General features: G+C 45.7%; 22 protein-coding genes. 8 read left to right on the forward strand and 14 right to left on the reverse strand.

Translation table 11 applies throughout. From position 1 onward, the window contains the following. The first annotated feature begins 75 nt into the window (after positions 1-75). Positions 76-978: a cell division protein FtsQ/DivIB gene (locus tag D0A34_25640; protein UNU21775.1), complete on the forward strand. Its 903-nt coding sequence runs from the start codon at positions 76-78 to the stop codon at positions 976-978. Between the two features lie 334 nt (positions 979-1,312). Then, entirely contained in the window at positions 1,313-2,587 is a 1,275-nt protein-coding gene (ftsZ, locus tag D0A34_25645) for a cell division protein FtsZ (GenBank protein UNU21776.1), read from the forward strand. A 56-nt stretch (positions 2,588-2,643) separates the two neighbouring features. On the opposite strand, the gene D0A34_25650 is transcribed toward ftsZ, so the two are convergent. Next, entirely contained in the window at positions 2,644-3,408 is a 765-nt protein-coding gene (locus D0A34_25650) for an MBL fold metallo-hydrolase (GenBank protein UNU22467.1), read from the reverse strand. Positions 3,409-3,592: 184 nt separating this feature from the next. Here D0A34_25650 and thiD point away from each other — a divergent pair, with 184 nt between their 5' ends. Then, on the forward strand, positions 3,593-4,402 hold the full coding sequence (thiD, locus tag D0A34_25655) for a bifunctional hydroxymethylpyrimidine kinase/phosphomethylpyrimidine kinase (GenBank protein ID UNU21777.1): 810 nt from the start codon (positions 3,593-3,595) through the stop codon (positions 4,400-4,402). A gap of 62 nt (positions 4,403-4,464) precedes the next feature. Here thiD and dndE read toward each other — a convergent pair whose 3' ends face one another. The 4 genes from dndE to dndC form a co-directional block, all read right to left on the reverse strand. Next, entirely contained in the window at positions 4,465-4,866 is a 402-nt protein-coding gene (gene dndE, locus D0A34_25660) for a DNA sulfur modification protein DndE (protein UNU21778.1), read from the reverse strand. 266 nt (positions 4,867-5,132) lie between these two features. After that, on the reverse strand, positions 5,133-7,130 hold the full coding sequence (gene dndD, locus D0A34_25665; GenBank protein ID UNU21779.1) for a DNA sulfur modification protein DndD: 1,998 nt from the start codon (positions 7,128-7,130) through the stop codon (positions 5,133-5,135). 478 nt (positions 7,131-7,608) lie between these two features. Then, positions 7,609-8,061 (reverse strand): IS200/IS605 family transposase, encoded by a 453-nt coding sequence (gene tnpA, locus D0A34_25670; GenBank protein UNU21780.1) that lies wholly within the window; start codon positions 8,059-8,061, stop codon positions 7,609-7,611. 723 nt (positions 8,062-8,784) lie between these two features. Then, the gene (gene dndC / locus D0A34_25675) at positions 8,785-10,470 is read right to left on the reverse strand and encodes a DNA phosphorothioation system sulfurtransferase DndC (GenBank protein ID UNU21781.1); all 1,686 of its coding nucleotides are present in this window, start codon (positions 10,468-10,470) and stop codon (positions 8,785-8,787) included. A 167-nt stretch (positions 10,471-10,637) separates the two neighbouring features. On the opposite strand from dndC, the gene D0A34_25680 reads away from it, so the two are divergent. Beyond that, the gene (locus D0A34_25680; protein ID UNU21782.1) at positions 10,638-11,816 is read left to right on the forward strand and encodes a DGQHR domain-containing protein; all 1,179 of its coding nucleotides are present in this window, start codon (positions 10,638-10,640) and stop codon (positions 11,814-11,816) included. A 66-nt stretch (positions 11,817-11,882) separates the two neighbouring features. Next, positions 11,883-12,494 (forward strand): hypothetical protein, encoded by a 612-nt coding sequence (locus D0A34_25685; protein UNU21783.1) that lies wholly within the window; start codon positions 11,883-11,885, stop codon positions 12,492-12,494. A 73-nt stretch (positions 12,495-12,567) separates the two neighbouring features. On the opposite strand, the gene dndB is transcribed toward D0A34_25685, so the two are convergent. Further along, positions 12,568-13,689, reverse strand: a complete 1,122-nt coding sequence (gene dndB, locus D0A34_25690) for a DNA sulfur modification protein DndB (GenBank protein ID UNU21784.1) — start codon at positions 13,687-13,689, stop codon at positions 12,568-12,570. 215 nt (positions 13,690-13,904) lie between these two features. On the opposite strand from dndB, the gene D0A34_25695 reads away from it, so the two are divergent. The 3 genes from D0A34_25695 (at position 13,905) to D0A34_25705 (ending at position 16,239) form a co-directional block, all read left to right on the forward strand. Continuing rightward, positions 13,905-15,497 carry a DGQHR domain-containing protein gene (locus D0A34_25695; GenBank protein UNU21785.1) on the forward strand — a complete coding sequence of 531 codons (1,593 nt, stop codon included), beginning with the start codon at positions 13,905-13,907 and terminating at the stop codon, positions 15,495-15,497. Between the two features lie 97 nt (positions 15,498-15,594). Then, positions 15,595-15,846 carry a DUF2281 domain-containing protein gene (locus D0A34_25700; GenBank protein UNU21786.1) on the forward strand — a complete coding sequence of 84 codons (252 nt, stop codon included), beginning with the start codon at positions 15,595-15,597 and terminating at the stop codon, positions 15,844-15,846. Further along, a complete protein-coding gene (locus D0A34_25705; protein ID UNU21787.1) occupies positions 15,847-16,239 on the forward strand; it encodes a type II toxin-antitoxin system VapC family toxin in 393 nt (130 codons plus the stop codon). A 12-nt stretch (positions 16,240-16,251) separates the two neighbouring features. Here D0A34_25705 and D0A34_25710 read toward each other — a convergent pair whose 3' ends face one another. From D0A34_25710 to D0A34_25745, 8 genes are all read right to left on the reverse strand, one after another. After that, the gene (locus tag D0A34_25710; protein ID UNU21788.1) at positions 16,252-17,310 is read right to left on the reverse strand and encodes an endonuclease/exonuclease/phosphatase; all 1,059 of its coding nucleotides are present in this window, start codon (positions 17,308-17,310) and stop codon (positions 16,252-16,254) included. A gap of 10 nt (positions 17,311-17,320) precedes the next feature. Beyond that, complete coding sequence (locus D0A34_25715; GenBank protein ID UNU21789.1) at positions 17,321-17,791, reverse strand: DNA phosphorothioation-associated protein 4; 471 nt, start codon at positions 17,789-17,791, stop codon at positions 17,321-17,323. A 134-nt stretch (positions 17,792-17,925) separates the two neighbouring features. After that, a complete protein-coding gene (locus tag D0A34_25720; GenBank protein ID UNU21790.1) occupies positions 17,926-18,255 on the reverse strand; it encodes a nucleotide pyrophosphohydrolase in 330 nt (109 codons plus the stop codon). A 12-nt stretch (positions 18,256-18,267) separates the two neighbouring features. Continuing rightward, complete coding sequence (locus D0A34_25725) at positions 18,268-18,924, reverse strand: Uma2 family endonuclease (GenBank protein ID UNU21791.1); 657 nt, start codon at positions 18,922-18,924, stop codon at positions 18,268-18,270. Beyond that, entirely contained in the window at positions 18,914-20,980 is a 2,067-nt protein-coding gene (locus D0A34_25730) for an ATP-binding protein (GenBank protein ID UNU21792.1), read from the reverse strand. Before D0A34_25730 ends, D0A34_25725 begins: the two co-directional genes overlap by 11 nt. Next, positions 20,977-21,252: a hypothetical protein gene (locus tag D0A34_25735; protein UNU21793.1), complete on the reverse strand. Its 276-nt coding sequence runs from the start codon at positions 21,250-21,252 to the stop codon at positions 20,977-20,979. The genes D0A34_25730 and D0A34_25735 overlap by 4 nt, the downstream gene beginning before the upstream one ends. Before the next feature lie 86 nt (positions 21,253-21,338). Further along, positions 21,339-22,730, reverse strand: a complete 1,392-nt coding sequence (locus D0A34_25740) for a DNA phosphorothioation system restriction enzyme (protein UNU21794.1) — start codon at positions 22,728-22,730, stop codon at positions 21,339-21,341. 45 nt (positions 22,731-22,775) lie between these two features. Next, on the reverse strand, positions 22,776-23,351 hold the full coding sequence (locus D0A34_25745; GenBank protein ID UNU21795.1) for a Uma2 family endonuclease: 576 nt from the start codon (positions 23,349-23,351) through the stop codon (positions 22,776-22,778). Positions 23,352-23,382 lie beyond the last annotated feature (31 nt).

A 23,382-nucleotide genomic window follows, 5' to 3' on the forward strand; every position in this document is an offset into this window, starting at 1 on the left:
AAACAGGGTTCAAGAGAGAGATTCAACAGTTTTGAATTTGTGCTAATCCTTAATTACTATATTGTCAAGACGTAGATGGCTAGTTTTGGAGCGGTTTCTCAAACAGAGTTAGGGCGCAGGCGCCAAAAGTTGCGGCAGCAGAGGCGCGCTCGATTGGCGGCTGTTGTGTGGCAAATGCTGGCAGCGAGCGCAATGGCTGGAGGTTTGCTGTGGTGGATTGCTCAGCCGGCTTGGTTAATTGCCCGATCGGAACAAGTGAAGGTGGAGGGCAATCAGTGGCTGTCGGATAAGGCGGTGCGGTCTTTGGTGCCGCTGTCTTACCCGCAGTCGCTGTGGGGGATTCAACCGCAGGCGCTGGCCGAAAAGCTGGAGTCCACGGGACCGATCGCCAAAGCGAATGTGACTCGTAACTTGTTTCCCCCGAGTTTGACTATAGAAGTGGCAGAACGCCTGCCGGTGGCGGTGGCGCAGCCGACTGCGGTGTTGAAATCGAACAGCGACAAGGAAAAAGTGGGGTGGCTGGACGCTCGCGGAGGTTGGATGCCGTCGGATAGTTATACTGCTGTACGATCGCAGAATAGTTCGATCGGGCCCGGCAGCATTCCGGGAACGCAGCCTCAGCGTTCTTTGCCCACTTTAAAAGTCATCGGGCCTTTGGAACAGTATCGCGCCTATTGGCCGAAGTTTTACCAAGGACTCAGCGGCTTGACGGTGAAAGTGTTTGAGATTAATTGGCAAAACCCGAACAACTTGATCTTGAAAACAGAGATCGGTACCGTACACTTAGGGCCATACAGTTCCAAGACTGCGGAGCAACTTAAGGTTTTAGACCGAATGCGACAATTGCCAAAACAGCTAGATTCAAGCAAAATAGCCTACATTGACTTGAAAAATCCTGCTTCGCCGATCGTCCATTTGCCAGAACTCCCCCCCAGTTTGGAGAGTTCCACTCCCGCACCCACTCGCGCCCAGAATTGATTCTCTGTCAACAGAAGGTAGAAGGTATCGATCGATAGGCAGAATTTTTGCCCACCAGGATCGATAGGCAGGGCTTGCAATCAGCCGAGTTTTTGGACAGCGCCCCGGGTCTGGGGCTAGTATCCATTTTTTTTCCTTTTGCCTTGCTTACAACTGCCTTAATCCGGTCAAGTACCTGGAGGCGTCAAGCGAGGTCTGGGCTAGCGAGATCGGCCAAATCCGAGATTGCTAACATTAAGCATCGATCAGTGTTAGTTTTTCGCGCAACTTAGCCTATAGTTGATTGTGAATTGGCGTTTAGTTAACAAGCTGTAATCTACTATCCCCGACTCTAATGAAGCTTAATAATAGACAGGGGTCTGACCAAGACAGTCCCCCTTCGGAAGAAGTAAAAAATTTTCCGGTGGCTGCAGATTCCGCCAATCCGTTTAGACGCAAGTCTGGTTATGTAAATGTAGATAGTATTGATATCGATCCTATGGTCAATCCCAAAGACATAATGCCCAGCAGTGCTGCCAAAATCAAAGTAATTGGCGTCGGCGGTGGTGGGGGCAACGCCGTTAACCGGATGATTGCTAGCGAGGTTTCTGGTGTCGAGTTTTGGTGTGTGAATACAGATTCCCAAGCTCTGGTTCTCTCAAATGCTCCGAAACGCTTGCAAGTCGGACAGAAGTTGACGCGCGGTTTGGGGGCGGGGGGCAATCCGGCGATCGGTCAAAAGGCTGCGGAGGAATCTCGCGACGAGGTTGCTAATGCTCTGAATCATGCGGATTTGGTATTTATCACAGCCGGCATGGGCGGCGGTACGGGCACAGGCGCGGCTCCGATCGTGGCTGAGGTCGCTAAGGAAATGGGCGCATTGACTGTGGGCATAGTGACGCGGCCTTTTACGTTCGAGGGACGGCGGCGCACCAGCCAAGCTGAGGAAGGGATTGCGGCTTTGCAAACCCGGGTGGATACGCTGATCGTAATTCCTAACGACAAGCTGCTGTCTGTGATTTCCGAACAAATGCCGGTACAAGAGGCTTTTCGAGTTGCTGATGATATCCTGCGCCAAGGGGTTCAGGGTATTTCTGACATTATTACTATTCCCGGTTTGGTGAATGTTGACTTTGCTGACGTGCGGGCAGTAATGGCTGATGCGGGTTCGGCTTTGATGGGCATCGGCGTAGGTTCGGGCAAGTCGCGGGCTAGGGAGGCTGCGATGCAGGCTATTTCTTCGCCTCTGCTGGAAGCCTCGTCTATTGAGGGCGCTAGAGGTGTGGTGTTTAACATCACTGGCGGTACTGACATGACGCTGCACGAGGTGAATGCGGCGGCTGAGACGATTTACGAGGTTGTCGATCCGAATGCCAATATTATTTTTGGAGCGGTGATTGACGAGCGGCTTCAGGGCGAAATTAAGATTACTGTGATCGCTACTGGTTTTTCGGGAGAAGTTCCGTCGCCTCCGGCTCCGGGGCGGACGCAAAATGTTAATGCTCCTTGGCGAGCTGCAACTGTGCCGACGAGTCCGGCTCAACAGACGCCTGATCCGACAACGAAACCGCCGCAGGATTTGGGATTGGATATTCCTGAGTTTTTGCGTAACCGTCGCCCGCCTAGATAAATGTGGATTTGGGATTTTGGATGGCGGATTAAATCTAAAATCTCAAATCTAAAATCTCAAATTTCTAGGGTTTGGCCTGGTTCGGGTTCGAGGAGTTGGGTGGAAAGTCCCGATTTTGCTAGCAAATCGCGAAATTCGGGGATGCTGCCGACCGATCGCACTAACATTGGTAAAATGCCTGTGGCTCGGATGTCTCCCGCCGCTGTAGGCAGGAAAAACCGAGGTTTGAGAGTTTGGGCGAGGCGGAGGGCTTCCGAAGGGCCGATGATGACTTGTCCGAGGAATGGGAAGATTTGACCGATGACTGGGGCGATGGCTACGTCTACTGTGTCTATTTTCTGTTTGACTTTTTCTAATGGTGGCAGGTGCGGTTCGTAATAAAGTGTCTCGCCACTGCTTAAATCTTTGAGCAAATAGCCGTTTTCTTCTTGTCCCGGCCCGATTTCGGCTCCGGGTACGGCAGTAATTTGTAACTTTTCTTTAAAATTTAACTCTTGCCAATTTGCTAAAGATGTGATATTAGTGTAGCCTAAACTGCTGAGGACTTTGGCGGCGGTGGGTGAGGCGATCGCGGGAATTGTGCGATCGAGCTGTTCGAGTGTTGGTCTGTGACAGTGGTCGTCTAATCCTTGGGAAATCAGGATGAGGTCGATCGGCGGTAAGCTGCTGGGAGTGAAGGCGACGGGCGTGTTGTGGTAGGCGGTGAACAACCAGGGTTGACCGTAAAATACGAGCGGATCGACCAGCCAGGGATCGACGAGGATGGTTTGGCCTGCGATGTGGAAGATCCAAGAGTTGAGGTCGATTCGGGTGAGTTTCACGGCTGTTTGCAATAATTCTTTACAATAGGTTTAATCATAGCTAATTTTGTTTGGGAATTTTAACCGTTTCGGAAGCACAGGCGGGACGCCCGTGCCACGGGGAAGCACAGGCGGGACGCCCGTGCCACAGATATGATTGGGATGTGTCTGGGGAATGTTGGTGTTTATCTGGGGTTGAAAGAAGATGATTAAATCGAAAATTCCTGTGGCTTTGACTGTGGCGGGTTCCGATAGTGGCGGTGGGGCCGGGATTCAGGCGGATTTGCGGACTTTTGCGTTTCACTGTGTGCACGGTACAAGTGCTTTGACTTGTGTGACGGCTCAAAATACTTTGGGGGTGACGCGGGTGGATGCTTTGCCGGCGGAGGCTGTGGCCGCTCAAATTGAGGCGGTGGTTGGGGATATTGGGGTGGATGCTGTGAAGACTGGGATGCTGCTGAATCGGGAAATTATGGCGGCGGTGGCTTCACAGGTTGAGGCTTTGGGAATAGGGAATTTGGTTGTCGATCCGGTGATGGTTTCACGATCGGGCGATCGATTGATTGATGACGGGGCGATCGCCTTTTTGCAGGATGTTTTGATTCCTTTGGCGACTGTCGTGACTCCGAATCGGTTTGAGGCTCAGATTTTGAGCGGTTTGCAGATTGATTCTGTGGATGATATGCGATCGGCGGCGCAGCAGATTTACCGTTTGGGTGCGAAAGCTGTTTTGGTGAAAGGCGGCGGGATGGCGGGAGATTTGCGGGGAATTGATGTTTGGTTTGACGGTACGCGGTTGGAGACTTTGAAGGTTGAGACTGTTGATACTGGGAATACTCACGGGACTGGGTGTACTTTGAGTGCTGCGATCGCGGCTAATTTGGCTTTGGGGAAAGATTTGTTTACAGCGGTGACATTGGCTAAGGATTATGTTACTACTGCTCTCAAATATGCTTTGGATATTGGGGAAGGTCAAGGGCCAGTAGGTCATTTTTTCCCGCTTTTACTGAAGTAAATTGTGAACTCATCCCTTCTCTTCCTTTCTTCCTTCGCGTCCTTTGCGTCTTCGCGGTTCGTTTAATTTCTTAATTTTTCAGGCGATAAAGCGATCGCCACCAAGTCTTCGATTTTCTTAATATTCGGATCGCCGGCTAAATAACCAATCCCTCGGTGCAAGTGCAGGCGAAATTGTTTGGCTAGAGTTTCTTTTTCTGTGCCTAAATTATCTTGGTGACAGCGCTGCTTGAGGGCCATTATCAAGATATCGGCCATGTCGCCGCCGAAGACATCCCAGCTTAATTCGACGTTGCTGTCGCTGGGAATTGGTACTGGCGATGGGATGCTGGGTTCGGCGAGCGATCGGCAAAATCCCCACCTGCATAGAATATTCCACTGATCGATTTTGGTCGATCGTTTCAGTTTTGATAGTTGGTCTTTGCCGGTTTGGGAGAGGCGGATGCGATCGAGTGGTGGTTCCATGAGTTTGAGATTGTTTGGTATATTGCAAAAAGTGTTAATATTGGGGAAGCAAAGCCTCTAGATAACTGGAAATAATTAACATTTTTTTACACGGCGCGACTTGATTAAATCTGTTTTTTTTGGTATTTTGATTGTAGTAGGATTTATCCTTAATAATGGGATGGTGGCAAAAATAAAATTTTCGCAACCATCCCATTATGCTATATATACTACCGCAACTCCCCAGCAAAGTCAAGGGGGTTGCGGCTATTTTTTAGCGCGAATTTTTATTCCCAAAAGTAACCTTTTTCGACGGTGGTTTGGTGTTTGGCGGAGTCGTATTTGAGGAGGTAGCTGTGGGCGATCGCCTCTAATTCTTGGAGTTTTTCGTATTCTACTTTTCTAATTTCCGTGTCGGTAGAAAGCAGGATGACTTGGTGGCTGGCTGAGGGGAAATAGCGTTCGACTAGGTTGTTTCTGTGGGAGGAGTCGAGGCGGCCCAAGGGAGTGTCGATCGCCACTGGCAATTGTCTCCCGGATACTCTGGCTAATCCCCACAAAAAGGCGATCGCCAGCAATTGTTTTTCCCCGGCTGAAAGTCGGTGTTTGGGTACCGGTTTGCCTTCTGGATCGTAAATGGAGAGGCTAAATGTTTGAGTGTGGATCGCAACTCTGTGCACGAGGTCGGTTTTGTGCAACAGGTAGCGGAAACAGTCGGTAATTTCTATTTCGAGTTTGTTGAGTTTTTTGAGGGTGAGTTTTTCTTTAAAGAGTTTCAGGGTGGCTTGGGCTTTGGCGATGGAGGCGATGACGTGTTGGCTGTTTCTGATTGTGATGTATTCGCTGCTGTAGCTTTCTAGTTCTTTTTGGTTTTTGGCTAATTCTCTCTCTAATTCATCGACGCGGCGGTTGGCTGATTCACAGGCGGCGGCTGCTATAGCGACTGCCTTTTGGGCTTTCCTGACCTCTTCTTCTAGTTTTTCGTAGGCTTCGGGGGAAGCTGCGGCTGCGAGTTGTCTGTCTGTAAAATCGATTTCTGCTTCGATGCTTTTGATTTCTTCTATTTGGTCGCGGGCGAGAATTTGCTGGGCTTTGATTTGGTAGCTAAGAAGGTTTTCTAGTTGCTGGATGCTGTTGTTGTCGGCGTTCATCCAGGGCGGAACGTCTGTTCCCGCTTGCTGTTCGAGTTCTTGGTTTTCTTGGCGGATGAAGTCTTGAATTTTATCTAGCTGTTGGGGATTTAACGAGATTTCCGCGATGTAGTTGAGAAGGCGATCGCTTCTTTGTTTGATAACATTTTGGGCAATCTTTGCTTGCTGCTGGCTGGCTTCTGTTTCTGCTTGAATTTTGGCTTCGGTTAGCAAAGGCGAAATTAAGGCTAGTGGTAGCGTATTTGATGCCAATTCCATCATGGCTTGACGGGTTTTGTCTGCCTGATTTCTGTAGTCGTTTAGCTTGCTGTCTAGCTGACTGCGATCGGCGGCAATTTTCCCGCCTTCATAAATAAACTTGTCTGATGCTTGTTGCTGATTTTTTTGAGCTTTATCTAACTCGTTTTTAAAGCTGGCTTGTTCTTGCTTAGCTGCGTCTATTTCATCACTAATTTTCTTAAAAGTTTGTTCGATTTTCTCTAAAGCAGCCAAGTCTTTTTTGCCAGCAATTTCTTTCCGCTTGCGGCCGGCTAAAATTTCTAAATCGACGGCGAGGCGTTCTGCTAATTCTAAACCTAAAAGAGATTTAATCGCCCCGACGACAAACTCCGGCGGTGTTTCGAGTTCGGCGAGTTCTTTTACTTGTTCGCCGTCAAACAAAAATAGGTTGGATATTCCGACAGGCAAAAGGGTTTCGATGTATTCGTCCCAGGTGTTAGTAATTGCTTTGTCAGACCACCAATCGCTGACAATCTCACTGTATATGAGAATACTTAAGTTATCTTTGATATCGGGTTTTTTCCAGTATCTAACTATTTTGAATTGAGCTAATTTGTCATCTTGGACTTGTTCAAATGTTAGTTCGACGCGGGTATCTTCTAATGGGGGAGTATGGCGGTTTACGCATTGATTGAGAAAGTCGCTGTAGCTTAAATTGCCTCTGGTGGAACATTGGGCGCGACCACCGTAGAGGGCGAGGCGAATGGCGTCCATGAGGGTGGTTTTGCCGCCGCCATTCATGCCGCCAAATAGGATAACTGGGCAGGGATTTCCGTCTTTTTCGGGGCGGAGATTGATGGTTTGGGTGCCTGCATAGGGGCCAAAGTTTTTGAGAACGAGTTCGAGGAATTGCATTGTAGATGTTGTTGAGATGGGATGAAAGTTGGTGGGTGCGATCGGCGTATCCGACAGTCCGGGGTCGATGTGTGAGTCCGACAGTCCGACAGGGATTGAAATCCCTGTCTCATAGCTAAAGTCCTCTAAAGAGGACTGAAGTTTGTGACTGTTGAATCTGGGTTTTTAGTCGGTTAAAACCGACTTTCGCTATGAGACGGGGATTTCAATCCCCGGCGGATGTTCGGGTAAGCCCGATCGACTCGATTGGTCGATCGGGGTTGATCGGCGTGTCCCCCAGTACGACAGGGATTGAAATCCCTGTCTCATAGCTAAAGTCCTCTGAAGAGGACTGAAGTCGGTGGGCGTTTGATTTGGCTGTTGAGTCGGTTAAAACCGACTTTCGCTATTAGACGGGGATTTCAATCCCCGGCGGGTCTGGATGTAAACGCAATAGCTGGAGATCCCGCGAGTCGGAGAGTCGGCCAATATTTTTCAATTAATTCTCTGGCGAATTCGGGTGCCACCGGGTGGGTGGATTGTCTTGATCCGTGATTTGTTCTAAATGCGAATTTGTGGTTTTTTGCAAGTGATGTTCCTTTTGATTTATCACATAAGCGACTGCTGAGTCTAGTTGTTTTTGTCCTAAAGAAAATACTCCGTATCCTTCTTGCCACGAAAATTTATGGGGATTTTGCAAAGTTTGATTGAGATAACGGCTGCTGCTACCTTTAATATTTTTAACGAATTCAGCGATCGATTGTGTCGGAGGAATGGAAACTATTAAGTGGATGTGATTTTCTGTGCCGCCGATGGCGTGGAGGATGCAATTGAGGGTGTCTGCTTTGCCGATGATATAAGAGTAAAGTTCGGTTTCTTTTGCGGGAGATATGAGAGGCTGTCGCTCTTTTGTTGCCCAAACTAAATGATAGTACAGCCGCCACATTGCCATAAAGATTTTTCCGGATTTTTTAGGTGGATTTATGATTCTGTCAACGAATCTGAGAGTGCGATCGGGGTCGATCGGAGAGTCCCACGATCCGACAGTCCGACAGGGATTGAAATCCCTGTCTCATAGCTGAAGTCCTCTTAAAGAGGACTGAAGTCGGCGATCCTTTAATTTAGCGCTTCAGTCGGTTTTAACCGACTTGCGCTATGAGACGGGGATTTCAATCCCCGGCGGATCTTCGGGTAAGGGCGATCGACTTGCAGAGGACAATCGGGGCGAGAGTGCAATCGGGGTCGATCGGAGAGTCCCACGATCCGACAGTCCGACAGGGATTGAAATCCCTGTCTCATAGCGGAAGTCCTCTTAAAGAGGACTGAAGTCCCCAATCCTTTGATTTAGCGCTTCAGTCGGTTTTAACCGACTTTTGCTATGAGACGGGGATTTCAATCCCCGGCGGATCTTCGGGTAAGGGCGATACTCCTGAAGTCGGCGATCCTTTGATTTGGCCCTTCAGTCGGTTTTAACCGACTTTCGCTATGAGACGGGGATTTCAATCCCCGGCGGATCTTCGGGTAAGGGCGATACTCCTGAAGTCGGCGATCCTTTGATTTGGCCCTTGAGTCGGTTTTAACCGACTTTTGCTATGAGACGGGGATCTCAATCCCCGGCGGATCTTCGGGTTAGCCCGATACCCCAAAGCCCGATCGCCCGATCGACATTATTGACCTAATCTTTGCTATTTTCCCCTCCTGAATTTGGTGGTGAAAATTTAATATCCGCCCAAGATAGCTGCCTACTTTGATTGCTGTTGCTTTCGAGTTCTTCTTTAAGTTTGGCAATATCAACGGTATCGTTTTTGGCGGAACTGTTGGTTTGGGCGATCGCATCTTTGAATTGCTGAATATTTTCGGTCGGATTTGCTTTAATATCTTCCACCGCTTTTTTTAAATTGCGTTGATAGTGGGCGTTGCCAATCGCTTCTTCCTTCGATCGCGAACTGGTTTCAAAGCATTTGTCCAAATCGCCGTAAATTCCTGTACGGCGGGGTTTCGTGTAGTATTGGCGTTCTGTATCAAGGAGTTTTGCCATCAATTCGAGGTGCATTTTGTCCTCGCTGCAAATGTCTTCGATCACAGTCCATTCATCGCTACCTAGGAGTTTTCTTTCAGCGGCGGGACGGGAATCTTCAAAAGGCTCGCCCGTAACTTCTTCATAAATCCGGGGCAAGCTGTCGTCAAATTCGTGCTTTTGTTCCAGCCAAATTCGGCGGATTTCGCTAAGTTCTTCCGGGGTAATTAAGGTGATGTCGCGCATTTCTTGGGGTGCGGTTTTGCGGATGTGGGTTTGTGCTTCCAGGACTCGTCTCAGCCAGTGTTCTCGCCAGAATTTGGTGTAGGGCCCTGGGATGGGTTCGACGGAGGTTGTGTCGTCGCCCATGTTGCGTTCAAACAGTTCTACTCTACCGTAGATGCGTCGGAAGTCTCTTTTATCGTGATCGTTTTTAATGTCTAATTCGTTGCGAATATCAAGGAGAGGCTGCATCCATTCTTTTTCCTCATCGTTTTGAATCATTGCCTCCATAGATTTATCTTTGTCAACCATTGTACACACCCAGCACCCAAAGCGAGAATCGCCACAGCTAGGAGTAGAAGTATCTACAACTAAAGGACACTCATTGTCTGCTGTTGCACCTCGATACATGGCAAATAAATCTTTATTGTTATTTCCCCAAGGATTGTCCCACTGCATTAGATACAGCCAAACTTCATCATCACGCCAATCCTCGATAGGGGTATAAATTAAAGAGTTAGGTAAGCGACCATTAGGACTGAGGCGATCACGCAATCTACCTGCTTCATACTTTTTCATTGTTGCTGCACGTTTGCTGCTTTCAGCCTTGCGAGTACCCAAAACGACAATAGTTTCACCATGTACTCGAACTAAATCTCGGATAAATTGATTTACAGGCTGAATTTTCATCCTATCTGTACACCACCGAAATCCATTGCGAGGCGCTGGATAGCCTTTACCAATTAAGCATACCCAGAATGTTTCTTTCACCTCTGGATGAAGCAGATGCGGGGAAACAGGCATTTTTTGCTCTTGAGCAAGTATCTTGAGCTTAGCTAAAGATTTACGTACCCAAGTCGAAATAATCGGATTTTCAGCGAAAGTATCCGTTGTAATTACATGGATAGTTTTTGTGCGTTTCTCGATCGGAAGTGCTGCGATTGCGTTCCAGATAAGCTGCAATACTGCGGTGCTATCTTTCCCGCCACTCCAACCGATTAACCAAGGTATAGCGTCTGAGCAGTATAATTCTTGAATTTCTTTAGTTAGCTCTTTTATCTCATCGAGTAACTCCTTAACAGTTCGCGGCGCAAATAATGACATCTGCTGAATTTCTATCACGTTTGAAAACCCCTATCTTGCTACTTTTTAAGTTTTATGATACAATCTGCTTGTTTGCTAGCCTACTCATCCATGTGTCTTTGTTATTGGCCTTTTTGCACAATAGCATCCCTGGTTCACGTACCATCAACAAAGTTATAATAATTAAATAAGCTTTTACCCGCATTATGTCTGAAAACAACTACCCAGAGACTGATTCGAGCCAGAAACTTGAGGATGTTCTAGAGCCTTACTTTGCCAAGTACCACCGTCAGAAGTGCTATCCAGGGCTAATTTTCCAGCAGGGGAAGCGGAAGATGGTGCAAATAAATATCCCGGCTGATGACTTGCCTACCCTCCTCCAGGCCAAACCATCAACTGGCAACGATCCTGATTCTGGTAAAAACCGCCCAGAGATAAAGGGTCATGCTGAGGAAGTAAAACAATATATTCTTAAACGTGCTAGAAACGATCAACCCTGGATTTTGGGGACACTGACAGCAAATGTCGATCCAGAAAAGATTGACATTATAGAACTAGGTCGAGGGATTTGTCTAGTAGTTATTCATCGTGGTGTTAAGTTAGATATTACTGATGGACAGCATCGCAAGCGCGCTATTCACGAGTTAATTGAAAGTGCTGACGGCGAATTAATAGGTGATAATGATTTCCCTATTACGTTGGTTTTAGAGGAAGACTTTAACCAGTGTCAGGCGGATTTTCGAGATATGGCGCAGACAAGACAACTTGATAAATCCTTACTTTTGTCATTCGGTGAGTTTGAAGGTAGGGTTGGTATTACCAAAAACTTACTTGAAAAAGTTTTAATGTTTCATGGAAAAACAGATAAAATTAAAACTAATCCCGACAGTAAAAGGAAACTTATATACACAACTAATTTTATAGCCAAATTGGTGAGTTGTGCGTTTACTGACGGCCCAATTGATGAACTCAAAGATTATGACGTTGCTGAATCCTCAAGTATTCTGGCTAGATGTCTTAACAATTTCTTTTCCGAATGTAGTCAGACTAGACATATTTGTGAAACCAGCGTTGAAAATTTGACAGTTGAAGATGTGAATCATTTTAAGGAATACTGTATCTTAGGTAGAAGTGTAGGGCTAGAAGTTTTAGGTCGGTTGCTATACTATACCTATGACACAGATAGCAGCCAAGATTTTGATCCTGAAAAAGTATCGGAAGTGGCACAACTGGATTGGTCTAGACAAAGCCGTATTTGGGAGGGAAATGTTGTTTTATCTAACTCCAACCCTAATAATCCAAGAGCCTCCTATAAAATAACAGCAAGTGCTAGTGCTGTAAAAATGGCGGTCGAGGCAGCAAAAGCCGAGTTAGGATGGATTTAACTAATATTATCGGCGTTCATCTGCGTGCATCTGCGGTTCTCAAATCCATCCCCCCCCAGATCAAATATGTCCTACAGCGACTTCAAAACGATCGACCAAGCCGTCTCAACCCTGGATCTAACCGTTGAAGACATTCCCCACTTATTCAGCCAAATTACCCCGATCGCACCTTCAGAACGCCTCAAACAAACTCTAGACGAAACCTTAGACTTAGCATCCAGTATCAGCACGGAAAAAGCTCGCTCGGAATTAATCATTACTCCCATTCTACTCGAAATACGGCGCACTTTCAACAACAAAATTGGCTACTTTTCCGGCAACACATTTAACGTAGAAGAGAGCAAAGGATTAACCGGGGCTTGTGACTTTCTCCTCAGTGCATCCAGCAATCAATCATTAGTTACAGCCCCAGTCTTGACATTAGTGGAAGCAAAAGACAACGATATTAGAATAGGATTGGGACAGTGTGCGGCTCAGATGGCAGCAGCTCAAATATTTAATGCCCGCAAAGGGCAAGAACAATCCGCAATTTATGGAGCAGTTTCAACTGGTACAAACTGGAAATTCCTAATTCTAGAAAATCAGTTGTTAAAAATTGATTTGACTGAATATTTTATTACTCAGCTAGACCAAATATTGGGCATTCTTGCAGAACCATTCAGACGCTATTTTAATTAGCCTAGTTTTTGGAGGAATTTTGGCGCTGCAATTACAAACGCAGGTGGCACGGGCGTCCCGCCTGTGCCTGCATCTACGGGCGGGACGCCTGTGCAGTATCTGCGGTTTCCAAACCCAACCGCTTTTTCAAATAATTAGTCATCCAACTAACACTCGCCCTCGACTTAGAAATCCCCCCTTTCAACAAAATCCCACCCTCCCAATCAGGATTAGAAATCGACCAATCAACCTGCTGCAAAAGGCTCAAACGTTCCTCCCAACTCTCAGGAAAAACCGATCGCAAAGCCGCCCCAACTTCCCCCAAACTCTCAAGCACAACACTGTGACAGTGCACGCAATCCCGGCGCATTTCCCCCGCCGCAACTTGCTTGTGCAGAACTAATTGCCAATCTGGAATAAAACTGCAAACCGCATTCCAATAACTAACCGCCAGTTGTATTTTTTGAGCGAGTTCTTCCTCTTTCTGTTCTTTTTTGGTGCGAGAACCAGAGGGTTTTGCCTGTTCGCTGCGGTGAATATTAGACAGCAAAGCCATGATAGCACGATCGATCGCACTCAGCGCAAACAATTTGTGCGATCGCCCGTTCAAACTCCCCTTCTCCATCTCAGTCAAACACCGGAAAACCTCAACCTGCTTAACAACAGCCTTCACCACAAAAGCCCGATCGTCCCGGTGGTTGTAAAGTAGACTTAGCGACGCCTCCAAAGGAACTTGAAAATTATTCAAATCAGCAAACATCTGCTGCGATTTTTCCAACCCAATATCGAGAAACAAAATCAGCGCCACCGTCTCATATCCCAACTGCGGATTTTCCCTCAAAGCCATCTCAAAAGCCGCCCGGCGATGCTGTCCGTCATTAATAGTAAACTTAGCATCCATCGGCACCCGCAAGCGACCAATTTTCCGTTCTTCTGCCTCATTTCCCACTGCTTCAAAAGTAATATCCGCATCAATCGAAGCAGCAATTGCCCCACAAGTATAATTTGTAGGATTCTTAACAAAATAATCAGCAATTTCGGGAATCCTAGCTTTGTTAAGCGCGCGTTTCGCCCGCATAGACGGTGGCAATTCTTCAGATTCAAAGGGAAACAATTTCGGCAAAAAACGCACCGGACACATCGACACGTAATATTCGCGGCCCGCTTGAATTCCCCGGATGACCGGCAAAATGTATTCAAAGGAAGGAGTAGACATATTTTAGAATGGGGCATTGGGAATGGGGCATTGGGCATTAAGCATGGGAATTAAGCATTAATAGCTATTGACTTTGTGCATTGTTTATGGTATTAAGGTGGGCGAATAGGGCATAATTTAAGTATTTCACAATGGTTTTTTAAAAACAAGTGTTGACATAAACTTTAATATATGATATTTTGTGAAAAAATAGCCTAATTATATAAAAACAGCCGATGACTACCCATCCAGCGGATGACCTCGCTAGCAAAATTTTAGAAAAAGAAAATAGCGACAGACAGGAAATCGCACTTTTATTAGATAATTATTTAGGAAAGGACGATCGCATTTTCGTACAAAAAACCCAGATGGGAAACAGCGAAGCATACATCGGTTCAGTCACCCTAGAATGGTTAGACTCTCGCGTCCGTTTCGCCTCCCAGATGCCGCTTTTCCGCCAAAAATTCGACCTCCAAACCAACAACATCGTCCGCGACGACGAAACCATTGACGAAATTATCCAGCGTCCCTTAGATTGGTCGCGCCAAGCAGCCCTCACTCAATATTTAGCAGCCCGAAAATCGCACAAATTCCCCGCAGTTTTAGTAGTCGTCAGTCCCCCGTGGGTAGACAATCCTCTAGCAGAAGAATGGGATAAAAATGGCGTAGCAACCAAATCCGCGACTGAATTTACATCCTTTGATAAAAACGAGAACTTAGGGCTTTTGAATGTTTCTAAAGAACTCTCGATTTTTGCCTTAGACGGTCAACATCGGCTAATGGGAGTTCAAGGTTTAATGAGTTTAATTAAAACCGGAATCCTGCAAAGATACAACAAAAATAAAAAACCTGTCGGCGCTGCAATTACTCTGGAAGATTTAGCAGAAGAGTATCAAATCGACCCCGAAACAGTGTATAAATTAGCTCACGAAAAAATCGGGATTGAGTTTATCCCGGCGGCGGTAGCGGGGGAAACGCGACAGCAAGCACAACGGCGCGTGCGATCGATCTTTGTGCATGTTAACCTAATGGCGGTAACGCTGAGTCAGGGCCAGCTAGCATTATTGAACGAGGACAACGGATTTGCGATCGCAGCCCGAAAAATTGCCGTCACCCATCCCTTATTAAAAGAGCAAGATGACAGAAACCCCCGCGTCAATTGGGACAGCGCCACAGTCGCAGCAAAATCAACTGTGTTAACCACATTGCAAGCGCTGCAAGATATGTCCGAACGGTATTTAGAATACAAATTCCCTCATTGGAAGCCGGAACGAAAAGGTTTAATTCCCATGCGTCCCGAAGATGAAGAACTAAAAGAGGGAATTGAAGAGTTTAAAAAATTGTTCGATCATTTAGCAACTTTACCCAGCTATCAAAGAATTGAAAGCGGCGAAGAAACGGCAGAATTGCGCCGATTTAGTTTTGAAAAGCCACCGGGCGAGGGAAATCTTTTGTTCCGTCCAGTCGGCCAAATTGCTTTAGCTAATGCTTTGGGAATTCTAGTATTTAGAAAGAAACTTTCCCTGAAATCTATTTTCGACAAACTCCGCAGATTCGATGTCGATGAAGGATTTAGCCACATGGACAATCCTGAGTCTGCCTGGTACGGGATTTTGTACGATCCGAACAAAAAGCGAATGCTAGTTTCTGGAAAGGATTTAGCGACGAAGTTAATTGTATATTTGGTGGGGGGAATTCAGGACGATATGGAGCGAGCTCATTTGCGGCAAGCGGTGGCGGAAGCGAGGACTTTTGAGGGTAAAGCTGTTAGTTTTAACGGCCGATTTGTGCAGCCGCAAGAGGTAGGATTGCCGCCAGTGCTGAGCTAAGTTTTTCTTGGGCAAAGTCCACAGCGACGAAGACTGATAAAGCAGGAAGCAATTTGGTTTTGTATAATTGAATCTGCACCTTGCCTAGAACCAGATTATGACCATCGCTGAACAGATTTACGCAATCGTCAAAACCCTTCCCAAAGACCAAGCCAGCGAAATTCTCACTTTCGCTGAATTCGTTTGTGCCAAGCACCTTAGCGCCAACCAACCAACAGACACCGTAGACTCTCCGATTCCTTGGACTGAACTTGTTTTTTCCCTTGCTGGAACTTGGGCAAAAGATTTTCCATCCCTGGAAGATATTCGTGCTGAATCCGGACAAGACATCCTGCGGGAGAGTCTGTAAATGTACGTTTTGGATACCAACACTTTGATCTACTATTTCAAAGGTCAAGGACAAGTTGCTCAAAATCTTGCTAATGTTTCTCCCCAGGAAATAGTCGTTTCTACGATCGTCCTTTTTGAGTTGCAAGTCGGCATTGCTAAATCCAATTCGCCGGCAAAACGCACCCAACAACTTCAGCAATTTTTGAGCAGAGTTAACGTTATTCCTTTCGATCGCGATGCTGCTCTTGCGGCTGCTACAATTCGCGCCCAGTTGGAGCAACAAGGTACTCCCATCGGCCCGATCGATGTTTTGATTGCAGGGACAGCCGTAGCCCTCCAAGCGACTCTCGTCACCCACAATGTCAACGAATTTTCAAGAGTTTCGGAACTCGCAATCGCAGACTGGTATTGACTATAAAACTTCTCACAATCTGGCTTCCTTTAACAAAATAAGTTCGGCTCCTACAGGCAAATGATCGGACTCCGTGGCCTCCAAAACCGAACTCGATTTAGCACCCCAATGCTTTGAATACCAAATATAATCAATCCGGAAAACGGGATAATTTAATCTCCAATTCGACCTTTTTACCAAAAATTTAAGTTCCCAACCGTGAGGCCAGGTAAAACCAAACCCAAATCCAGATTTTCGGAAAGAATCTTGCATGACTTTCTGCACCCTGTCATAGTCTTGAGTTTCGTCTGTCATATTAAAATCCCCCGCGACGATTACTGGGAGAGTTTCTCGCTCAAGTCGCTGCACTAAGTCTTGAATTTCAGGCGCTCGTTTGCCATATTGGTAAACGGGAATTTTGAGAAAACGCCCGATGTTATATCTCTTAAACCACGGGCCGGTAGCTTGCATATTATAAATGACTACTTCTTGTTCGTTAAATTTAATAATTGCCCGTTGCTGCGTTTCTGGATGGCCGGCTAAGTGCAGTATTTCGCTAGATACAATCGGATATTTACTGAGAATTCCTACAGGGGGAGTGCCAATTTGATAGGGGTAGTCTGCTTTTAACCAGGTGAAAGCTCTTTCGGTATGTTTCCTAACGATTTCTTGTAAAAAGATAATATCGGGTTTTTGCTGGTCAATCAGTTTAAATAAAGTCGGTGACTGAGTTTTATGCCAACTGAGGTTATGGGATAAAATTTTGATGCTGGGGTGCGAATCTGTGATGTTGATGGGTGCGGGAGAAAAGTATTTGACGTGCAGCCAACTTATTAGAAGAATGCAGGCGATCGCAGAAATAACAGTGAACCATCTTTTTTTGATGATTAACAATCCGATGATGGGAAGCAGGAAAGTAGGGAAGAAAATTAAGGGGCTAAAAGTGCTAATTAAGGCAATAATTCCTATTCTATCCCAAAAGATTAGTTTGAGAATGAAATAGCAGATAATAAATGCTGAGTAACTGTAAGCAATAAATTTTGCAGATTTCTGTAAGCATCTCTTGATTATATCTTTTGGGATGTGCTTCATTGGGAACCTATTAAAATAAAAACTTGCTTAAATCGAATTCTTCATTTGACCGATGTTGGTTGTCTCTTTCAGAAATCAAAACCAACAAAAGGCGATCGGTATAATCCGCCGCGCCCCGCAACTCTTCGCGCAAAATTTCCAGTCCACCATTAGCATATTCTTCAAAAATTTGCAAGCGTTCTGCTTCCAATTTTTCGTCGAGATGGGAGAGAATTTGAGGATTTTTGGTTTCGGCGATCGCAATTAATTTAATCGCCATATCGTAGCCCCTCGATACAAAAATATCAACATCTATCGCACCCGGTTCTCGTTTAGAAATTTCCCCCAAAGGCGATCGTTTTTTCCGCTGATTTCCCAAGGCGGCAGCAAACGCGATGACATCGGCGTAAGTCTGGAAAGGGCCAGTGTTGTTATCCGATAAAGTTAAGGATTTGACTAAATCGGCTTTATCTTTAGCAATTCTAATTTTGTTAGCAACCATTGCAAATTACTATCTAAATTTTGACAAAAATACAGTTGTAAATAATGTAATTATATGGGCAAAGTGGGCCGATATTATCTAAATTGCTGGCGGAATATCTTGTATGGCGCGTTAAATTCGCCCTACAGGTATTGTTATTTTAGACTTTTTGTCCGCAATAACATAATTTTTTGTGCAAAACCTCCTCTTGCTTCCCGCCGCTTCCTTTGTTCGTCCAAAAGTCGATCGCCCGAAATGCCAAAACTCACCATCACCGCATCTATCACCTCATACAAATCTGCCAATTCCGCCACCAAATCTTCCTCATCAGCCTCCGCCGCTTCCCCCGCTTCTTCAATCAATTTCTGTCGCAAAGCTTGACGGTATTCTGCCTCAGACAAAATTACAACCTCGCATTCATTCCCACTTTGGCGAATAATTTCAGGAATGCGATCGCGCACCAACTTATGATACTCTTTTTCCACGTCAAACTCCCTTCAACCTTGACTAAAAGTTTGAATTAACCAGCGATTAATTTCCCCGTCATCTTCTGTTTGACTCCGGTTCAAAGCTTCCTCCACTAACCGGATTTCCAGCCCCGGTAAAACCCGCGACTGTTGAATTCTACCGCTACCTCCGGCATTAATCGCAAAGGCAAAAACCTCCCGCGTGTTCGCACGATCCACCCAATATTCAGCTATTCCTGCGTCTTCGTAAAGCAACCGCTTACTGCCTAAATCATCGTTAAAAGAAGATGCACCAATTTCTCTTACCAAATTAGGCGGATCGTATTCATCCAAATCAACAGGTGAATTGCTGTCATTAGGAGGAACTCTCAAATCTGAACCGATGTAGTAAGCTAAATCAGGTTGAAACTCGCGAATACCTGCTTTCCTAAAACTGGCATTAGCAAATTGAACTACTCGGATATTTCTCAATGTAGCAAACAGAATAACTACATACGGGATGATTGAATTATGACGCGCGTGCAATGGCCCTACTGGTGACATTTCTACCCTCATCTGTTCTTGATAGTAATAAAACTTGCCCTTGTCCCATGCGGAATCCTCAGCAAAATTCAGAAACTCTTCCCACGTCGCCTTCACCCAAATATCCGTTTCCAAAACCTGCGTAATTGCCGAATTAGAAGCCATAATCCACCTCTACAATTTCTGTATATTCAAATTCATTCGGACTGCGCTTAACTAAAGGATAGCGCGTCCCGCCGAGTTCGATCGCATCTTCTTCACAATCAGCTTTCGGAGAATTGTACACCAGCACGTATTCCCTGGCGGTGCAACTTTCCATTTCTTGAGCAACTTCTCCGCGCCACTGAGTTTTTGTTACCAAAACTACCAATTGATTCGCCAACTTCGGCAGCTTATTGGCAATTTGCTTGCGATAAATCTCGTCCAAACTACCAAAGGGAGAATCCATCACAATTGGAAACGTACTGCTATCCGGCCCCATCAAAGTATTCTTTTGACTCCACTCACGCACCCCCTCAATAATTCCGCCGATAAACGACAAACTGAGAATTTGATTTTCTCCTGTAGAAGCCGCAACCAAAGATTCTTTACCCGACGTATTTTCTACTAGCGTCAGTTCGTATTTATCGCTCAACTTGGGGATGTAAGGAGTAAAAGAAATTTGACTGAAAATATCTTGCACCCGCTTTTCCAACTGAGAACAAAACTGTTTTTCTAAGCGCGATCGCACTTCAGTTAGGCGATCGATCGCATCCTGAGTCGCAGCAATCCGGCGCTGAGCTAATACTTGCCTTTGCTCATTCAGTTGCTGCTTGTCGATTTGCTTGTCCAAAGCCGACACTTGCACATTCAAACTCTCAATCTGCTGCTGGTTAGAGCCTGTTTCCCGGTGCAAATCGCCAATTTTTGCCTCAATTTCCTCCAAGCGCTTTTGCAAGCGGCTGACATCGCCGTCAGGAAAATTTCGCAGCTTGTTGTGAATATCGTCTAGCTGATTTTCCACCCGAGAAAGTTCGGTTCTGTCGCGGCTGATATTGCCTTGCTGTCGGTCAATTTCCTCCCAAAAATCAGTCACTTGCCTATCAATTTCATTTACGCGATCGCTAATCCGAATAGTTGTTTCTTCCACATCCCCAACACCCGCTTTATCCATCCAACCGCTAACCTGTTGGTGAGATTCAGAACCCTCCACTAATTCCGCACCGCAGATACACCGCTGCTGCGCTAATAACTCTTCCAAAAACGGCCGCTGAATCCCCGAAAGCAACTCGCCTTTTTCTCGTAAACCTTCAACAATTACTTTAAATTCAGCCGCCGCATCTGACAGAAATACCCCATAACCCCGCATAGAGATTGAGCGCTTGAGAGCATCTGTAGCTTGTGAAATTTGTTGCTTAAATAAACTTTTCTGCATTTCCAATTCGTCTCGCAACTTTTGTAAATCCGCAGCAGCGCTAAGTTCCAACAAATTACCATTAACTGCTTTTTTTAACTCCCCTTGGTTTGCCAATTCCCGCTCGATTTCTACTTGTCTGCTCGAAAGTTGCTCAGCTTCTTGCTCAAATTTTTGCTTATCTTTTAAAAGTTTCTTCGTTTCAGCATTACCAATTATATTTAAATCTGTCTCTAGAGATTTTTTTGCTTCTAGTAAATGCCGGATCGATCGATTCAAGACTTCCACCCCCAGCAACTCCTTAGTAGCTTCCGCAATTTCTGCCTTCTTGTCATAGCGGACAATTTGCTCGATTCGCTCCCCGTCAAAAAAGAAATATTTATGTAAACTTTCCGGCAAAATCCGCCCGATAATATCATCGGGATGCTGATCAGGCTTCAGCCACAGACCGTTATCTTTTGCTACATTCAAAAACAATTCAGCCTTGCCATGTTCTACAGTATTTTCACTTTTATAAGCACGACAGATGCGTTTTGCTTGGTAGCGCGTGCTGTCATGTTCAAACACAATTTCCGCCCAACAACCTACGGCTTTGCCCATTTCAGCCTCAGCCAGAGCGCGCTTGTTTACTAATTGTTCTTCCGCCGCAAAAGCCGCGCTAAATTGTCCGTAAAGTACCCACGTAAAGGCATTCATTAAAGCCGTTTTTCCAGCGCCATTATTTCCGTGAATTACTGTAATATTTTGTACCCCAGAAGCGAGTTTTATTTCGGGAGTTTTGCCATAAAATTGACGAAAATTGCATAGAGTAATTGAGATTAACTTCATACAATTGCTTCCTTGATAATTTTTAAAATGTCATCGTTAATGTGGCGGGGAGCTCTCATGTACAGTTTATCTTTTTCAATTTCCAATACCCGCTCAATAATTTGTCGAACTTCTGGCGGCGCGCTAGTAATAGGTTGCTGTACGTCGCTGAATTCCTGATGAGTTTGATAAGAAGAACGCTTTTCTGCTAAAATGCTTGTCGGTACGGCTGCGATCGCACTATCTTCATATCTAAATGCCATAATCAGATTTTCATGCAGATTTTCAGTCATTTTTTTTTCAAATATTAAAAACTAGCAACTCAAACTGCGATCCAATAATTCTCTATTCTCAAACATAAACCGAAGCTTAATAAATGTCAAATGTCTAATAGCCCGTAACGCTTCTGAAGTTGCAGCAATTTCACTCTAGCTTCCCCAGCATTGTCGGCTAAATCGGCAAATTCCAAGAACCGCTTCAACTCTTTTCGCAGCAAATTGCGCTCGACTTCTAAGGTTTCACGACCCAAATCGGGAGGCAAAACTATCATGTCAAATAAAGTTGCCCTTTCCTTCCCCGGATGCGGCCGCAAAATGCGTCCCCGGCGCTGAATAAACTGGCGCGGATTGCTGCTGCTTGCTAAAATTACAGCATTGCGAATTGCAGGAATATCCACCCCTTCATCCAAACACCGAATCGCTACCAAACCTTGCAATTCTCCACTCTCAAATTGCTGGCGCAATCGTTCTCTTTCTGCTAAAGGAGTCGCCGCCGTATAAGTGTTAACTCGGTAGCCTAATTCGGAACCCAATAACTTCGCGGTTTCTGTTAGTTGGCGGTTGTTATTTCGGCGCGCACCTCCTTCGATCTCACCGTCGCCGCAGTAAAATAAAGTATGGCTTGTGTCGAGACGGTGAATCATTAATTCTCGCAAAGCTGTTAATTTATTAGCCGCTGCCCCAATTAACCGAGCTCGCTGCATTAATAAAGTCGTTAAAGCATCGTTTTCTTCTACTTTTTCATCGCCCCAAAGCGCCCAGCCAATCTTTTGAGTTAAGCGGGAATACTTGCGGGTTTCGGCTTCTGTCAATTCTACTAAAATTGGATAGTATAAATAATGTACTAATGCTTTTTGGCGGATGGCGTCGGCTAAGGTGAGTTCCGGCTGCAAAACAGGGCCGAAATAATCTAAAATAGCTTCGGTTCCTTGTTCGTCGAAATGCCTTTCTGGGGTGGCGGAAAGGGCGAGTCGCAGTCCAATATTGCGCGGCAAACTTTCTCCTAAACGGGGCGCGCCTAAGTTATGAACTTCGTCTCCAATAATCAGAGTTTTTTCTGGGAAATAGCGCAGTTGCGATCGCAAACTATCTCCCATTAAGGTAGCATTGGTAGTGATGATTGTGAGAAATGCTCGCTCGCCAGATCGCACTTCATACAAACCCCCAGCCAGCTTATTCTGCCAACTGCGGGCGCTATCAAAAGCCAAAATAGGTTTTAAACCAAATTTCTCGGATTCGCGCGCCCACTGATTCACCAGATGGCAGTAAGGGCAAATTACGAGCAGGACTTGCAGGTTAATTTTATTGTATAGTTCAGTGGCGATCGCCAGCGCAGTAATCGTCTTGCCGCTACCCGTCGCCATCTTCAGCGTACCGCGTCCCTGATTCGCAAACCAATTAGCAACCGCCACCCGCTGATACTGCCGCAATTGCAGCGATGGCGGCATTTTCGGAAACCCAAATTGCGAATTATTAGGCGTTGAGCGATTCACCTTTAAATGCCATTAGATGCAATATTCCCTATACTCAAGTGTAACTCAAGGGCGATCGAAACTTAACAGCCCAAACAAATCATCCGCCGACATTTGCAAATCCGACAGCACATCGAGCACAGGTAAAATATCCTGATTCTCCTTCGCCTCTGGTTGTTGCTGCGGTTTAAAAACTAGAACTAATTTTTCTTCCGGGTCAATCAACCAACCCAGTTTAGCATTGTGATTTAAGCAAAACAAAATATTATTAATGACGCGAGTTGGATTTTGATCCGGCGATAAAATCTCAATTGTCCAATCCGGCACAATTTCAAACCTATTTTCTATTTCTCCATTAGCATTGAGAGGAATGCGCGACCACTCAAACACGGCAATATCTGGAACAAGAGAACGTCCCCCAAAAGTGCAGCGCAATTCTGGAAACGCATAAGCTAACTTCTGCGCTTTGCCAACTTGATTAATAGCGGATGAAAATTTGATTTGTAACGTGCTGTGTTTTCCTTGGGGCATAGCTTTTTGAGAAATTTGACCGTCAACATACTCGCTAGCCGGCTTAGTTTCGGGAAGCAGCAGAAACTCTTCCAGAGAAATCTTTGACGGAGACTGAATTGACGTTACCATAAGCCATTAACCCCTCAACAAATCAACTCCG

Source organism: Microcoleus vaginatus PCC 9802 (assembly GCA_022701275.1).
Taxonomy (GTDB): Bacteria; Cyanobacteriota; Cyanobacteriia; order Cyanobacteriales; family Microcoleaceae; genus Microcoleus; species Microcoleus vaginatus_A.

Coding starts and splice junctions, on each gene's coding strand:
- D0A34_25640 (UNU21775.1), top strand. CDS start 76: ATGGCTAGTTTTGGAGCGGTTTCTCAAACAGAGTTAGGGCGCAGGCGC.
- ftsZ (UNU21776.1), top strand. CDS start 1,313: ATGAAGCTTAATAATAGACAGGGGTCTGACCAAGACAGTCCCCCTTCG.
- thiD (UNU21777.1), top strand. CDS start 3,593: ATGATTAAATCGAAAATTCCTGTGGCTTTGACTGTGGCGGGTTCCGAT.
- dndE (UNU21778.1), bottom strand. CDS start 4,866: ATGGAACCACCACTCGATCGCATCCGCCTCTCCCAAACCGGCAAAGAC.
- dndD (UNU21779.1), bottom strand. CDS start 7,130: ATGCAATTCCTCGAACTCGTTCTCAAAAACTTTGGCCCCTATGCAGGC.
- tnpA (UNU21780.1), bottom strand. CDS start 8,061: ATGGCAATGTGGCGGCTGTACTATCATTTAGTTTGGGCAACAAAAGAG.
- D0A34_25680 (UNU21782.1), top strand. CDS start 10,638: ATGTCTGAAAACAACTACCCAGAGACTGATTCGAGCCAGAAACTTGAG.
- D0A34_25685 (UNU21783.1), top strand. CDS start 11,883: ATGTCCTACAGCGACTTCAAAACGATCGACCAAGCCGTCTCAACCCTG.
- dndB (UNU21784.1), bottom strand. CDS start 13,689: ATGTCTACTCCTTCCTTTGAATACATTTTGCCGGTCATCCGGGGAATT.
- D0A34_25695 (UNU21785.1), top strand. CDS start 13,905: ATGACTACCCATCCAGCGGATGACCTCGCTAGCAAAATTTTAGAAAAA.
- D0A34_25700 (UNU21786.1), top strand. CDS start 15,595: ATGACCATCGCTGAACAGATTTACGCAATCGTCAAAACCCTTCCCAAA.
- D0A34_25705 (UNU21787.1), top strand. CDS start 15,847: ATGTACGTTTTGGATACCAACACTTTGATCTACTATTTCAAAGGTCAA.
- D0A34_25710 (UNU21788.1), bottom strand. CDS start 17,310: ATGAAGCACATCCCAAAAGATATAATCAAGAGATGCTTACAGAAATCT.
- D0A34_25715 (UNU21789.1), bottom strand. CDS start 17,791: ATGGTTGCTAACAAAATTAGAATTGCTAAAGATAAAGCCGATTTAGTC.
- D0A34_25725 (UNU21791.1), bottom strand. CDS start 18,924: ATGGCTTCTAATTCGGCAATTACGCAGGTTTTGGAAACGGATATTTGG.
- D0A34_25730 (UNU21792.1), bottom strand. CDS start 20,980: ATGAAGTTAATCTCAATTACTCTATGCAATTTTCGTCAATTTTATGGC.
- D0A34_25735 (UNU21793.1), bottom strand. CDS start 21,252: ATGACTGAAAATCTGCATGAAAATCTGATTATGGCATTTAGATATGAA.
- D0A34_25745 (UNU21795.1), bottom strand. CDS start 23,351: ATGGTAACGTCAATTCAGTCTCCGTCAAAGATTTCTCTGGAAGAGTTT.